Below are 15,008 nucleotides of genomic sequence, written 5' to 3'. Positions count from 1 at the left end.
TCGGGAGACATGCCGGCGAATTGTTCCTTGAATTGGTTGTATTTGCCAAAATCACTAAAATTCATGGATAATCCTTGATTGCGCAGTAAATTTAGAAATTTAGTCCGAAAAGCAGATTTTGTATATTTGAAATATGAAATTGGAATCCCGCGCTAAAAATTCTTTGACCAAAATTTCTTTGGCGATGCTTTCGTCGTCGCTCTTGGTGGCAGCACTTTCTTCTTGTGCCTCGAATAAACCGGATGCAAATGCACCTGCGACCGAGAGCGTGTCTGCGGAGCGCCCGGCGGCATTGCCGCCCCAGCCTTCGACGTCGGTGACTGTGTTCGAAATGAAATTCATCAGTGCCGATAAGCAGGTGCGCGTGGTTAAAAAGCCCACTCTTGCAGCCCTCGATTTTGCGGCGTATTTCAATAACCCGATTCGCCTGGCGGGCAAAGAAGAAAAGCCTGAAAACTATACGGGCAAAATGGCTTCGACAAAGCTTGCGGAATATCCGTTCCCGATGCTGGATTCCCTTTCGGAATATGAGCCTGCTGCCATTGCGGGCCGCCAGCCTTTGGCTTGGGAACCGCTTGCCAAGATTCTTTACGCACAGACCGGCAACGATTCTTTAGCTCAGATTTTGAATTCCGTTGAAGCGGTCAAGTGGAATGAACCCGATGTGTTCAGGGCCTTCCAGACGGTGACCCGCATGTGGGGCGTTCCCCTGAGCGATGGTTCTGTGGACTGGTGGGTCGAAGTGATGCCTGCGCAGTGGACTGGCCGCACTGTATTTTATGGTAAGCTAAAGCTCTCTTCGAAGGGCGAAACCGCTGAAATTTTGAATTACTACTTGACCGGCGAAATGAATATTGACGATGCCATGAACTGGGCCCGTACCTTGTCGTCTTACTGGTATCCGACTTTGAATACCGACTTGGAACCGCATACGGCTGGAGCCCCGTGGGAAGGCGATGCCAACAGGCCTTTTGCCGTGATGCGCGGAAACCCGATGGGGACGCCGATGTGGATCGCTTTTGAAGTGCCTGCGTTCCGCTTGAGCGACGAAGCCTTGCGTGCCAAGCGTACGGCAGATTCCTTGGCCGAAGCGGGCGAGGTGGTGCCGGTGAACCGCATGCTCGATACGAGTTCTGCATTCAGGCTCGAAACGCTTGCATCGCTCGAGGGAACGTGCCCTGTGAATGCGGACACGAAAAAGTTCCGCGATGCCCTCTCGAAAAAGCTCAAGAAACTCCCGAAGGAACAGAACGCTTGGGCCGGTGGCGACATGCTTTGGTTCAGACGCAATGCCAACTATCTGCTTGCAGATAAAATAACCAAGCAGGATTCCTTGCACAACCCGCTCCCGCGTCTGCTGGAACTCAAGAAGTACCTAGATTCCCTGAACGTGCAACTCTTGGTGGTGCCGGTTCCGGTGAAAGAAGAAATTTATGGCGAACGCCTGGTCGAAGGCACTGCTGCCGACCTTTGCGTGAATCCGGCCGGTCGCGAATTCACTCGCGAAATGCTTGCTGCAGGACTCGACGTGCTTGATCTTTACCCGGCCCTGATGGCTGCCAAATCGGGCGATGAACCTCCGCATTACAGCTACCAGCGTTACGATACGCACTGGTCCTTGCCTGGTATGCTTGCTGCCATGGAACTCTTGGCGAGCCGCGTGACGCAGTATTCTTGGTACGCCGAATCGGGAGCACAGCCCGGTTCGCTTAACCTGCAAGAAACGAAAACGGTACGTGAAGGCGATCTTGTGGCGCATTTGCCCGATGCCGAAAAGTCCAAGTACCCGGCAGATACTTTGCCTGCAATGAAAATCTTCAAGGGCACCGAAGCCTACAAGGGCGGCAAGAATTCGCCGATTCTCTTGATGGGCGATTCCTTTACGGGCGTGTTTGAATCGGTCGACCAGAAATCGGGCGGCCCGGGCTCGCTGTTGGCTTATGCGACAGGGCTCGATGTGCAGGTGCTTACTAGCTGGGGCGGCGGCCCGGGCGTGTACCACCGCATGATGAAAATGAAGAAGGACATGCAGAGCAAGCGTCTCGTGATTTACATGATGACGGCTCGTGACTTCTGGCAGTCTCCCATGGAGTGGGACGGACTTTAATTTCCATGCTCGCTCGCCTTGCCGCACTTGCAAAACGGTTCTTTTGGCCGGTGCTCATCGTCGTTCTGGCGGCGTCGTTAGCGCTGGTACTCTGGAGCGGGCGTGCCGAGACCATGGGCTTTCGCGATGCGGCGTGTTCTTTCGAAGACCGCATGCCGGGTTGCCTCGATTCGATGAAAATCTGGAATGGCGGTCTTGCTTATTTCGACAGCTCGCTTGCGTCGACTGGCGATACATTGTGGAGCCTGAAAAGCCTGCTGTGGACTTATTGGGGGCTAGAATTTGCGGGTGCAGGCGATGCGGCCGTTACCGCCGAAGCGATTCTCCCGCTGCACGTGCTGCAAATGAAAAAGTCCGGCTGCATGGGCCTTTCTTGGCTTGCGATGATGGTAGCGGAGGCTCGCCACTTGCCACTTTCGGTCATCATGCTCCCGGGGCATGTGTTCTTGCGTTACGGCGCGGATTCTTCGTCTGCAATCAATCTGGAACCCAACCGCGAAGGCTATAGCTATACCGACGCCGAGTACCGCGAAAAGTACAAGGCCGGCCCCTGGACGGGGCTTGAATTTAAACCGCTTTCGCCTACGCAGTTCGTGGGACTTGCCGCCTTCAATATGGGAAACCTGTACTTGGACAGCGACTTGCGCCGCGCTTTGACCTGGTACCGCATGGCCGAAGAGTTCTTTGTGGAATATCCGGGCATCAAGGCCAACCAAGAGATTGCTAAAAGCCGTTTACCTGACCACCTGTAATCGTGTTTTTTGCCCCAAATTGCTATTTTTTGCAAATGCGGGTTATTTTACTCTCTTTAATATCGCTCCTGTTTTTTGCTTGCGCCGATGTGAATCCCACATCCGATTATGTTTATCTGGGGTTTTCAAAAGATAAACTGGATGGCATGATTCAAGTGACGGCCTATAATGCGACGGCAATTCTTGGAACGAACGATACCGCAGCAAAGTTGGAAGAATACCCCCAAATGAAAGTCAAGGTGGATTATCCATTTTCGATGGGCAAGCACGAAGTCACTTGTAGCGAATTCAATAAATTGATGAAACCCCAGGGGCTCAAGCTTTCTTGCAAAAGCAAGAATCTCCCTGCGACAGACATGACTTACTACGATGCCGTTTTGTATGCCAACGAAAAAAGCAAGGCGGACGGTTTCGATACGGTGTATTCGTATTCGAGCAAACAGGTCGATAGCGATGGACATTGTACGTTCCTCGAAGGATTCTATTTTCATACCGATGTAGACGGCTATCGCTTGCCGACCGAAGCGGAATGGGTCGTGGTGGCTGGCCGTAAATGGCATCCGAAGGCGAGCTGGAATGCCGAAAATTCGGGAAACCAGTTGCATGAGGTTTGCACCCGAATTGCAGATTCAACTGATTTTTGCGATATGGCGGGTAACGCCATGGAATGGGTCAATGACTGGCTCGGATTCTTCAGGGATACTACCATCTACAATTACACGGGGTCACCAGATGGCGGCAACATGGGTAAGCGAATTGTGAAGGGTGGCAGCTATCGCCAACTCGGAGATGCAATCAATTTGTACAGTCGAACCGACGTGTATACGATTACCTCGTCTACTCGCGCAGACTATGTCGGTTTCCGTTTGGCATTTGGCCAAATTCCCAATCCGGTGTGGATCGATTATGACGGCATTCCCAATTCCAAGCGCGTGATTTCGCTGGTGAACCAGCGCACATTAAAGAACCATTTGGATGCATACAAGGTGGTTCTTGCTTTCCGCAATAACCTGACCGGTAATCTGGCCTATGTGAATTATTCGGACGGAACCATTTATACTGCCGAAATCAAGGACACTTTGGAGGTGTACCATCCGGATGTTTCGCCGAACGGACGTTTTGTCGCCTTCTCTACAGGACTTGAAGGCGTTTCCGGTAAATCCGAAGTGTACGTCAGGACGCTTTCGCTGGGCTATGTTAAAATAATGAAACTGAAAGTCGATAATGCATCGATTCCGCGCTGGAGAGTTCTCCCGAATGGGGATACGGTGATTGTTTACGTGACGGATGCCGGCGACAATCGAAACGACGGCACGTTCAAGCGTACAGAGACTTGGCAGGTAAAGTTCCAGAATGAACGATTCGGTAGACCGCAAAAACTTTTTGATGGCGCTTACCACGATGGGATTAGCGCCGATGAACGCTTGGCCGTGACGGGTGCTAGACTGCTCCGTGCCAAAGTGGCCGAGGGCTCTTCGACGTTGGAATCGAAAGCCCACGATACCTTGTGGTATAATGGCGAGCAGGCTTGCAATGCATCGCTTGCAACCGATGGTTCCAAGAAAACCTTGTTCCTTGACTTTGGTGGCGAAACGGGCCAGAAGTTTGTGGGCGAGTCTTATGGTGTTCATGAACGCGTTCTGGTGGTGGACAGCACGGGCAAATTGATTAGCTCCATCAAGGCTCCTTCGGGCTATTCCTTTGATCATACGGAATGGGTGCGCGGCCGTTCCGACTATGCCGTTGCTACTCTTACCGAAGCAAGCGGTATGCACAAGAAGATCGTGCTTATCAATATGCAAGATAACAGCCTGACGGATTTGGTCGAAGGCGATGACTTATGGCAGCCCAGCCTCTGGATTCCGGATGCCTTGGATAAATCCAAGTTTGAAGTCGATGGCGATAGCGCTGGCGTCTACATGCACGCCGGCGAAAACCTTGAAGGCATTTTGATGCGCTACAATATGGAATTGGTGTGGCGTTATCGCGATACGGCAAACGTCGTGATTGTCGGTTCGTCGCGCCCGTTGCATTCTGTGTCGCCCAAGTACATGGTGCAACCGTTCTATGCGGTCAATCTTGCACAGACGCCTAATTCCATATACATGTCGAAGGATTTCTTGGACTTCTACATTTATCCGCATTTCAAAAAGTTGCAGTACATCGTGATTTCTTTGGATATCGACTTTTGGTACAAAACCGATGAAGGCGAAAATAGTGACAATTTCTTCAAGAAGAATTACAAGAATTATGCCGGGTTTGTGTACGACAAGAATCACAATTACTGGCAAGACGGATATCCGGAAGGCCTGCTGGAATATACCGCGAATTACATGACGGTTGAAGGCGACTATGCCTTCTTGGATGACCGCGGCCGTATGCTGGGAACCGGTTGTAAGCCTTGGAGCAAGAATCCTGATATCGAAATGGATTCCCTGTACTACGATGACCATCCTGACAGACTTGAAAATTCGATGAAGGCCTTCAAGGAAATTCTTGAAAAGGCGGAAGAAAGGGGTGTTGGCGTCGTGGGTGTTATTTTCCCGCAAAATCCGGCCTACAGAAAAACGGGAGCATTTGGCCGTTATGGTTTGCGCAGAAGCCTTGCCAAAGAAGTCATTGATGACCTGAAGGCTTTGGAAAAAACTTATCCGCATTTCAAGTTGCTGGATGAAAATAAGATGGGGAAACACGATTATGACGACCAATCTTCTGCAGATGAAGATCATCTTTGCGCGAGAGGTGCTCCCCAAATCACAAAACGGATTGAATCTGTCTTGAAGGAGTTGAGGTAAGCGATGTATCGAGTTCTTCTGTTGCTGCTGAGTTTTGCCTTTTTTGCTTGTTCCAATTCTGAATATATCTATTCGCAGCAGAATGCCGATTCTGGATTTGAGCCGGATTCGAAAAGCGATATGGTTGTGGTCAAGCACGAAAAAAAGGAAGTCTTGCTAGGTACAAACGAAGGGGCTGCCAGGGCGAATGAACGCCCGCAAATGCGTGTGACCCTGAATTACGATTTTTCGATAGGCAAGTCGGAGGTGACTTGTGCCGAATTCAATTCGCTGATGAAATCTTCGAAGATTTCGGTCCCGTGTGAAAAAGACAATTATCCGGCGACGAACTTGACCTACTACGATGCCGTCCTTTTGGCAAATGCCCGCAGCAAAAATGAAGGTTTCGATACAGCGTATACGTATAGCAATGTTGAACTGAATTCCGAAAACCATTGCGTGAACTTGGAGGGTTTTGCATTCCACCCTGAAGTGGATGCGTATCGCTTGCCGACCGAGGCTGAATGGGCTTTTGTGGCTGGCCGTTTCTGGAATATGAAAAATGCATGGACGGCCGACAATTCGGATTATCACTTGCATGCGGTTTGCTCAAAGTCTGAAAATGCCCAGGTTTGCGACATGGTCGGAAACGCAATGGAATGGGTAAATGATTGGCTCGGCAATTTCCGCGATACGGCTGTTGCAAACTATGTGGGGGCTCCTGATGGCGGGAACCTCGGACAGCGCGTCGTGAAGGGCGGCTGCTACAGGACCCCGGCAGAATCCATTACGCTTTATGGCCGTGGTGACGTGTATACGGTAACGTCTTCAACCCGTGCCGATTATGTGGGCTTCCGCTTGGCCTTTGGTTTAATTCCCGATGCTTTGTGGATGAATTCTGACGGCAAGGCGGCCGGTAGCCGCGTGATTCCGCTTGCCAGTTCCTCGACGCTCAAGAGCCTTTTTGACACGTACAGAGTCAAGCTCGCATTCCGTAATGATTTGTCGGGCAACTTGTCTTTTGTGGATTATTCCAACGGTGCGCTTTCGGTCGTAGAAATCGAGGATACCTTGAATGCATACCACCCGGATATTTCGCCGGATGGAAAAAAGGTTGCCTTTAGCACGGGGCTTGAGGGCGTTTCGGGCAAGTCGACTGTTTATGTGCGTGACTTGAATGCCGAAGGTTCGAGCCTTGTCAAACTGGATGTCAAAACGGCTGCCATTCCGCGTTGGCGCGTGCTCGAAAACGGTGATACGGTCATTGTGTATGTGACGGATGCCGGCAACAATAAGGATGATGCTGCATTCATGTCTACTTCGACTTGGCAAGTGAAATTCTCGAAGGGTAAGTTTGGCGAACCGAAAAAACTTTTCGATGGCGCTTACCATGGTGGCATCAGCGAAGATAATTCCCTTGCCGTCACGGGTGCACGCTTACTGCGAGCCCGTACAGGCTCTGAATCCGAAGTGTGGTACAATGGCGACCAGGCTTGCAATGCTTCGCTTGCCCAAGATAGCAGCAAACGAACCTTGTTCCTTGATTTTGCCGGCAAGACGGGTCGAGAATTTGTCGGCTCCAAGTACGGTACGCACGAACGCATTCTGGTCGTAGACAGTACGGGCAAGTTGATTCAATCGGTAGGAGCACCGAAGGGTTATTCCTTTGACCACAGCGAATGGGTCCCGGGTAACCATAATAAGGCGGTTGCAACGCTTACGAATGCAAACGGTGCCCATACAAAAATCGTTTTGGTGGATCTTTCGGACTCTAGCGTTGTGGAATTGGCCGAAGGCGATGAACTTTGGCACCCCGCACTCTGGGTGAATGCAACCTTTGCGGGCTACGATGAATTGCTGGATTTGGATAGCGCCGGCATTTACTATGGCGAAGGTCTAGACATTGAAACTGAAAAATCCCGTATCAAGATGGAACTCTACTGGAAAAACCTCGATGAAACCGAAGTTCTTTTGGTTGGTAGTTCCCGCATGGAAATGGGGCTTGATCCGGAAGCGTACCCGGAATGGAATATGTTGAATGTGGCTATTTCGGGAATTGACGGAAACCGCGATATGTATTTCGTTGAAAATTATGCGTTGAACCATGCCGACAACTTGAAAGCGATTGTGATGTCCCTAGATTTGGACAATTGGAGCGGAAGGGAAGACCACTTGCGTTTGATTCATATGGGTGTTCCCGGTTACGATTACGATGCCCATCACGACTTCTGGAAATCGGGATTGCCCAATGGTTTTGTCGAGGCGGTTGAAAATGCGTACCCGGCAAGTCAAGGCTGGATTATGCGTTATTCTCCTCGCGGCGGCGTCGATGACGAATGTCGCGGCTGGGATGCCGACGGAACCGACGTGCTGATGGATTCTGTATTCTCGACACAAGAAGAACGCTATCTGGATGCACGATTGAATGAACTTGCCGAAATCGTGGACAGTGCGGCGGCCAAGAATATCTATGTCATCGGAATCATTTTCCCGATGGCCCCGCAGTACAAAAAGACGGGAAGCTTCGGAACTTATGGCCTGCAGCGCAGTGTGTATCCTTCGAAAAAGAAAAAGCTGGATTCGCTTGCCAAGGCAAATCGATATTTCGTCTTGATGGATGAAAATAAGAATGGCGATCATGATTATACGGATCAAATGTCTTTTAATCGCGATCACCTTTGTGTCGCCGGCAAGAAGCAGATGACAGACCGGTTGGTTTCTGTCCTGAAGACCTTGAAATGGTAATAGCCGCATTTGTCATTCTGTTTGCGATTTTTCCGCTGACCGATACTGACATCTGGTGGCATTTGGCTTGTGCACGCGAGTGGGTGACGACATGGACACCTGTCCGCGCGCCCGTTGTGAATGTGCATGAATACTTTCAGCTGGTCGTAGGCTTTGTCTATGGCCTGGGTGGCGCTCCGCTCTTGGTGGCGTTCAAGGCGGTGTTGTGGGGTGCGGTCTTTGCGCTGTTCCTTCGCCGTCGTCCTTGTCACCCTGAATGTCATGCTGAACTCGTTTCAGCATCGGCAATCCCCGCCAGATGGCTGTTCTGCATTGCAATCCTATTCGTATTCCGCTTCCATTTTGAAATGCGTCCGGTGCTGTTTTCGCTGTTATTCCTCGGTGTTTACTGGAATGTGATTCCGTGGCTTGCTAAAGAATTGCGTGAATCCCGGTTCAATCTGAAGCTGGCTGCGTGTGCTGCGCTGATTCTTGCGATTCAGTGGCTTTGGTGTAAAACGCAAGGCTTGTACATTCTTGGTCCGCTTTTTACGGCGCTTGTGCTGGTTGCCGGAATTTGGAATTCGCGCAGGGCGGGCGATAAGTTCTTGTGGAAGGCGCTTGCGTTGCGGGGAGCTTTTGTTGTTGCATTGTTTGCGATGCCGTTCTTGCATCGCGAGGGCCTCGCGTTATTCCTGTACCCGTTTGGACTCTTGGACCGTTTGCTTGGACTTTCGCCCTCGGCGGCAATCTTTGCAAGCGAAATCGCCGAGAACCGTTCGCCCATAACGCTTTTGATGGCGGGGGAGAATACGTTGGAATGCGTGCTGATGATTTTGCTCTGTGTCGCCGGAATGGGCTTTGCCATCTGGCGCTTGTATAAGGCTCGCTGGCCCGATGTCTTGAATGTGACATTCTTGGTAACGGCGGTTTTAGCGCTTGTTGCCGAACGCAACTTTGTGCTGTTCTTGCCGGTGCTTATGGCGGGGCTCCCTGTTCCCTCAATGCAACCGAAGGTTGTGACCTCGATTCGTATTCCACATTATACATTTGCGCTTGCTCTTCTTGCTTTTATTCTGGGCCTTTGGGCTCGTTCGCTTTCGGCTTACGATTATTCCATGGTTGCCTACCAGCGTGTGCCGGTCGATGCTGCGGGCTGGATGCTGAAACATCCGCATGTTGGCAAGCTGTTTAACGATGACCGCGCCGGCGGTTATTTGGCGCTAATGAACCCTGCCGATTCCATTTATATCGACGGAAGATTTATCTTGAAAACGGCGGAGTTCTTTGAACGGTATCTGGATTACGCCAAAGACCCCGCCTTGTTTATGCATGACGCCGATTCCCTTGGCGTTGACCGCGCCTTATTCCCGCTGCAATATTACGCCCGCTGGGATACGCTTATGCATGCTTTGCAACAAGATTCCCGCTGGCACCTGGCCTACCGCGACGAATACTTCGCCGTATTCGATAAATAAAAAGGCCCGACCCGAAGGTCGGACCCCTTTCTCTCTCGTTTGATTGGGTTTACTTAATCTGAATTGCCCGCACCATGTTCGTTCCGTTTCCGCGAACCTTCGCAACGTACATGCCTGCGGGGAGCTTGGCGAGCGAAAGCGTTCCGCTCACATTATCGATAGCCATGAGCTTGTCGCCCTTGGTGCTGAAAATTTCGACTGTCATGGGGGTGCCGGCAATGTGCAAGGCGTTGCCCGAGAACGTTACGTTGAAGTTCAAGTTTGTCTGCATGAAGATGGCGGTGTTGTTGTTGCCCTGATTCTGATTGTTGTTGCCGCCATTATTCTGGTTGTTGTTTCCGTTCTGGTTATTATTGCCGCCGTTCTGATTGTTATTGCCCTGGTTTTCGTTGCCGTTGTTTCCTTCATTATTCCCGCCGTTGGCGGCACACTTGGTGTAGCTGGCGGGGTTGGTAGAAAGGTAACCCTTCACCAGGTTGCCAGAGGTCGTGTACTGGAGTGAAGTCTTGGTAGAGGAACCTTCAAAGGCGGCGGTACCTTCGCTAATCTTGGAAGCAGACCAGTTTGCCCAAGAAAGTTGATACTTGTTCACGTATTCCTGCCAGCTCTGGTTGCGGCCCTGGTCCGGATTTCCGGCACCGCTTGCATCTGCCGTGCCCCATTCCGAAATGAATACGGAAAGACCTGCCTTGATTGCCTTTTCGCCCTTGACGCCTTCGCTTTCGCCGCCCCAGCTGTAAGTGCCTTCCCAGTTGTGGCTGTTGGCGTAGTAGTGCAGGGTGTAGGCGGTGTTTTTCTTGGAGTCGCTGACTTCGTTGCCGATAGCGTCAGACGGGTTCTGGTCCCAAGAGGGGTTGCCCACGAGCACCAGGTTGTCGGAATACTGGCGAATCACTTCGATGACTTGGTTGGCGTAGTTCTTGACATCGCTCCAAGGAATCTGCTGCGGTTCGTTGTAGACTTCGAAAATCACGTTGTCGTACTTGCCATAGGTTTCGGCCATTTCTTTAAAGAAATTCTTGGCGGCATCGGTCTGCTTGTGGGCTTCGTGGGAATGCCAGTCGATAATCACGTAAATGTCGTTCTTGATGGCCGCTTCGACAACGGTCTTGACAAATTGCTTCTGGTGTTCGGAGTCGCTGGCGTAGCCCTTGAGCTGGATTCCGTTCCATTCGCCCTTCCAGTCTTCGTTGCCGGTAGCCATGGCGGCGCGCACGATCTGGATTTTCATGTCGTTCACCATGGTAGAAATTCCTTCTTCGCTCCAGAATTCCACTGCCTGGGGCATCAAGCTCCAGTAAAGGCTCATGCCACGCACCTGAACTTCGGCACCGTCCTTTACACCCTGGCAACTGCCGTAAATGCGGCCCTGACCTTGCGAGTTCTTGCCGGTCATGAGCTGGCCATATTGGCTAACGGGGCCAACGCGGGTGGGGGTAATGTCTTGGGCGGCGGCAAACGTTGCATACAGCGCCAAAGATGCCAAAAGTGTGGATACGGATAAAGATTTCATAGAACATCCCTTTTTTTTACCGAAAATAGGTTTTAAAGGGTGAAAACGAGAAAAAGCGGAACCTTTTTCTGTTTACAGCTGTGTAACAGGCGAAAACGGGCTTTTTTGCGGCTTTAAAGCGTGATTTTAAGCACGTGACGCAAAAATAAAAGTTGTTTTTTTGCAAAAATCCATTATCTTTGAGGTTAGAATAAAAAGGAGTATATATATGGGATGTAAAGTTTGGGCCGCGTCCTTGGCGTTGGCATTTGGTCTTTCGCAGGCGACGGTAAATTTCCCGTTCCCGCAGATGTCCGATTACGGTGGAAACGCAACCTTGTTGAGTGACAAGGCCGCTGCTTCGGAACAGCTGAAAAAGCAGTTCCTGTACTGGAAACAGGCCATGTACAATGAATCGGGCGATATCGCGGGCATTCGTTCGGACCCCGGTTCTGACTCGTATTTTTCGGAAGGTGTCGGCTACGGCATGCTCCTGATGGTGTACTTTAGCGACAACACGACTAGTTATCAGGCTGAATTCGACAAGATCTGGAATTTCTACAAGAAGTTCCAGAATGAAAATGGGCTCATGATTTGGAAAATCGGTAATCTTTCGGAATCCTGGGATGCGGGCAATGGAGCCGCTCTCGATGGCGATATCGATGCCGCCGCGGCCCTGGTGATGGCTTACTACCAGTTTGGCGACGAAAAGTACAAGGAAGATGCCAAGAAACTGATTCAGGCCATGAAAAAGTCCGAGTTCGAAAGCAACGGCTTGCACTTGCCGGGCGACAAGTGGGGAGACGCCGCGTTGAACCGCAAGAATCCGGGTTACTTCGATCCGGCCTACATGCCCTTGTTTGCTGCCATCGATGAAGAAAATGCAGAATTCTGGAGCAAGACTGCCTACGATGCGAACATGAAATTGTACGAATCGAGTTCTGACGAAGTCAAGACGGGCCTGGTGGACGACTGGACTGACAAGAACGGCAAGAGTGAAGACGACTATTACAGCTACGATGCTTCCCGCGCTCCGTGGCGTAACGCGAAGGCCGTGTGCTGGCATGGCGACCAGCGTGCGCTCGCCATCGACAAGAAGATGGCTGAATTCGTGTCGACGGTGAATGCGTCTAGCATGAGCGGCCCTGTGCTTCGTTCTTCGGGCAGCCTTGGCAACGACCACAACAGCACGTTTGTGACCTCCCTGATGACGGCGCTGATTTCGGATTCCAAGTACCAGGCCAAGCTCGATGAATACTGGAAAGAAGCGGTGGCGCTCGGCGACGAGAACTACTTTAACCAGTCGCTCAAGCTCTTGAACGGTCTCCTAGTTTCGGGCAACATGCCGAACCTCATGAACGCAAATTCCGGCATGACCGGCATCGCGAAGTCCAAAGTTGCAAACGCTCCGGCGGTTTCGCTGCAGGGCCGCACGCTCCAAGTCCGCACCGATGGTGCCGCCCGCGTTGACGTGTTCAATGTGGCGGGCCATGCGGTCAAGACGCAGGCGGGGAGTCAGGCAATGGACCTCCAGGGATTACCGGCTGGAGTCTATATGGTTCGCGTACAGTCGAAAAATGCGACCATGATGCAAAAGATTCGCTTGCAATAAAGCGTTCTATTGTATGTTTTAACGAAAAAACGCAGGTGCCCGCTGGGCGCTTGCGTTTATTTTTTCGTATCTTTAGGGCATGAATAGAATTTTGAAGTTTTGTGCCTGTGTCGTTTTTGGTGTGACCTCGGTTTTTGCCCAGCAGGGCGCTCCGACGGGTGCCGCCGTTGACCCTTCTGCCGATGAACAGAAAGCCCTCAACGCCTTGAAAGGCAAACTTGAAGGTGCGATTGTCTGGGCGACGAGCCGCGCCAATTCCCACCACGATATTTGGATTATGAATGCCGATGGCACGAATGCCCGTGCCCTTACTCAGGGCGACAACGTGGACTGGTTCCCGCGCATTTCGCCGGATGGCTCGACGGTGCTCTTTAACCGCAGCAAGGGCGGTTGGGTTCCTGAAAACGACGCCAACTACCCTGAAAAGTGGGATTTGTGGATGGTCAATATTACGGGCGAAAATGCACGCAAGGTTGTAGACAATGCAACGTGGGGCACCTGGAGGCCCGACGGCAAGTCGATCGTCTTTAGCCGTGCCGGTAAGGTGTTTACCATGGATCTCGGCAGCAAGAAAGAGACTCTTGTGCTCGATGGCGAAAAGGCCTTCAACAAGTCCGGCGTGATTCTGCAGGAACCGAACATGAGCCCGGACGGCAAGCACTTGGCCATTACGCTCCGTGGTTCCATGCGCGAAACGGGCGTGTGGGATCTCTCGAAGAATGCTTGGACCAAGTCTGGCGATGGCTGCCAGATTGACTGGAACTTTGATGGCAGCAAGCTTTACCGTGTGAACCCGACGGGTAACGGTGGCACCGCTGCTCCGAGTGAAATTCTGTGGTTCAGCGCCAAGGACGGCAAGCAGGTTGAAAAGGTGGGCTTCTTTGGAATTCCGAAGAACGTGAAGTTGATGGACTTGCCCGGCCGCCGCAGTCACGAATATTTCCCGCGTCTTTCGCCCGATGGCAAGTGGCTTGTCTGGGGTGCAACCGACAAGGGCCATGACCACGACTTGTTCGACTACGAACTCTATATCTGGAAAATTGGCGAACCGGTGGAATCGGCAACGCGTATTACCTACCACAGCGGCAATGACCGCTGGCCGGACATTTGGCTCGGCAAGGTTCCTGTAAAGGAAACGGCTGCTGACAAGGTCGCCTCTCAGGTGAAGGATGCTGTCAATGGTGCCGCAAATGCAATTCAGTCCGGCATCAGCGAAGCCAAGATGGATGAACTCATCAAGGCCATCGATCGCTTGACGGATGCGGTGAAGTCGCTGGCTAAGTAGTCGGTCCGCAGTCGGAACGAATCTTAAAGCACATGATGGCATACGCTCCGGCGACATTCATGCTCGCCTTGCGACCTGCCATCGGGATTGTCACTTTCATTGTCGCCTCCGCCATCAGTTCGGGGGCGATTCCTAATTCTTCGTTGCCGAGAATGATCAGGCCTTTTTCGGGCCACTTGACGTTATTGATGCTCGGGATGTCTTCGCCGGTTTCCAGCGCGATAATCTCGTAGCCGTTTTCCTTGTGCCACTTGACGCAGTCGAAGGGGCTTTCCCAGCGTTTGATCGGAATCCATTCCTGGCACCCGCGGGCGGCGCTTTTAACCGTCACATGGTCGGGCCCGCAACTGTAACCGCTCAGGTGCACGCCTTCGAGCCCAAAGCAGTCGGTGCTGCGGATGATGGAGCCTACGTTGAAGGCGCTGCGCAAGTTGTGCACGAGTACGGCGAACGGGAGCGGGGCTTCGTTTGCAACTTCGCGGTCGCCCGGTTCCTGCTCCAGGTAAACGTCGCGTTCGAACCCGAGGCCAGCCCGAGTGCGGAACGTCTTGTAAAGGTCAATCATTTGCGCCTGGTTTTTTCCGGTAAGGCGCTCGCTTTCGGGGAGTTTCATCCATTCGGCATAGGTCTCGAATTCACGTTTTGCGCGGGGCACGTCGTCGCCCAGCTGTAAAATGATGACGCGCAAAAGTTCGGCCATGCGCTTGGCCTTGGAGGTCTCTTTGGTAGCGAGGAATTTCTTTTCGGAAAACATGGCCATAATGTAGAAAATGTATATTTACGC

General features: G+C 51.8%; 9 protein-coding genes. 7 read left to right on the top strand and 2 right to left on the bottom strand.

Features of this window, described 5'->3' with window-relative positions:
• Positions 1-133: 133 nt before the first annotated feature.
• Genes B7989_RS11885 through B7989_RS11865 form a run of 5 tightly spaced genes read left to right on the top strand, consistent with a single transcriptional unit; the run spans position 134 to position 9,835 of the window.
• Complete coding sequence (locus B7989_RS11885) at positions 134-2,107, top strand: hypothetical protein (RefSeq protein ID WP_088628698.1); 1,974 nt, start codon at positions 134-136, stop codon at positions 2,105-2,107.
• A 5-nt stretch (positions 2,108-2,112) separates the two neighbouring features.
• Positions 2,113-2,859 carry a transglutaminase family protein gene (locus B7989_RS11880; protein ID WP_233144407.1) on the top strand — a complete coding sequence of 249 codons (747 nt, stop codon included), beginning with the start codon at positions 2,113-2,115 and terminating at the stop codon, positions 2,857-2,859.
• A gap of 35 nt (positions 2,860-2,894) precedes the next feature.
• Complete coding sequence (locus B7989_RS11875; protein WP_088628697.1) at positions 2,895-5,654, top strand: TIGR02171 family protein; 2,760 nt, start codon at positions 2,895-2,897, stop codon at positions 5,652-5,654.
• Positions 5,655-5,657: 3 nt separating this feature from the next.
• The gene (locus B7989_RS11870; protein ID WP_088628696.1) at positions 5,658-8,378 is read left to right on the top strand and encodes a TIGR02171 family protein; all 2,721 of its coding nucleotides are present in this window, start codon (positions 5,658-5,660) and stop codon (positions 8,376-8,378) included.
• A complete protein-coding gene (locus B7989_RS11865) occupies positions 8,372-9,835 on the top strand; it encodes a hypothetical protein (RefSeq protein ID WP_088628695.1) in 1,464 nt (487 codons plus the stop codon). The genes B7989_RS11870 and B7989_RS11865 overlap by 7 nt, the downstream gene beginning before the upstream one ends.
• 49 nt (positions 9,836-9,884) lie before the next feature.
• On the opposite strand, the gene B7989_RS11860 is transcribed toward B7989_RS11865, so the two are convergent.
• Positions 9,885-11,348: a glycoside hydrolase family 5 protein gene (locus tag B7989_RS11860; RefSeq protein ID WP_088628694.1), complete on the bottom strand. Its 1,464-nt coding sequence runs from the start codon at positions 11,346-11,348 to the stop codon at positions 9,885-9,887.
• Positions 11,349-11,556: 208 nt separating this feature from the next.
• Between B7989_RS11860 and B7989_RS11855 the strand changes: the two genes are divergently transcribed.
• Positions 11,557-12,939 (top strand): glycosyl hydrolase family 8, encoded by a 1,383-nt coding sequence (locus tag B7989_RS11855; protein ID WP_088628693.1) that lies wholly within the window; start codon positions 11,557-11,559, stop codon positions 12,937-12,939.
• A gap of 79 nt (positions 12,940-13,018) precedes the next feature.
• The gene (locus B7989_RS11850) at positions 13,019-14,224 is read left to right on the top strand and encodes a PD40 domain-containing protein (RefSeq protein ID WP_088628692.1); all 1,206 of its coding nucleotides are present in this window, start codon (positions 13,019-13,021) and stop codon (positions 14,222-14,224) included.
• On the opposite strand, the gene B7989_RS11845 is transcribed toward B7989_RS11850, so the two are convergent.
• On the bottom strand, positions 14,217-14,984 hold the full coding sequence (locus B7989_RS11845; protein ID WP_233144406.1) for a TrmH family RNA methyltransferase: 768 nt from the start codon (positions 14,982-14,984) through the stop codon (positions 14,217-14,219). The genes B7989_RS11850 and B7989_RS11845 overlap by 8 nt on opposite strands.
• Positions 14,985-15,008: the final 24 nt, after the last annotated feature.

The sequence above is a fragment of the Fibrobacter sp. UWB5 genome (assembly GCF_002210295.1).
In the GTDB taxonomy this organism is placed as follows: Bacteria; Fibrobacterota; Fibrobacteria; order Fibrobacterales; family Fibrobacteraceae; genus Fibrobacter.
The sequence above is the reverse complement of the archived record's forward strand: the minus strand, read 5'-3'. Positions and strand labels throughout refer to the sequence as shown.

Bases quoted from the DNA above. Each gene is read 5' to 3' on its own strand.
- B7989_RS11885 (WP_088628698.1), top strand. From the start codon at position 134: ATGAAATTGGAATCCCGCGCTAAAAATTCTTTGACCAAAATTTCTTTG.
- B7989_RS11880 (WP_233144407.1), top strand. From the start codon at position 2,113: ATGCTCGCTCGCCTTGCCGCACTTGCAAAACGGTTCTTTTGGCCGGTG.
- B7989_RS11875 (WP_088628697.1), top strand. From the start codon at position 2,895: ATGCGGGTTATTTTACTCTCTTTAATATCGCTCCTGTTTTTTGCTTGC.
- B7989_RS11870 (WP_088628696.1), top strand. From the start codon at position 5,658: ATGTATCGAGTTCTTCTGTTGCTGCTGAGTTTTGCCTTTTTTGCTTGT.
- B7989_RS11865 (WP_088628695.1), top strand. From the start codon at position 8,372: ATGGTAATAGCCGCATTTGTCATTCTGTTTGCGATTTTTCCGCTGACC.
- B7989_RS11860 (WP_088628694.1), bottom strand. From the start codon at position 11,348: ATGAAATCTTTATCCGTATCCACACTTTTGGCATCTTTGGCGCTGTAT.
- B7989_RS11855 (WP_088628693.1), top strand. From the start codon at position 11,557: ATGGGATGTAAAGTTTGGGCCGCGTCCTTGGCGTTGGCATTTGGTCTT.
- B7989_RS11850 (WP_088628692.1), top strand. From the start codon at position 13,019: ATGAATAGAATTTTGAAGTTTTGTGCCTGTGTCGTTTTTGGTGTGACC.
- B7989_RS11845 (WP_233144406.1), bottom strand. From the start codon at position 14,984: ATGGCCATGTTTTCCGAAAAGAAATTCCTCGCTACCAAAGAGACCTCC.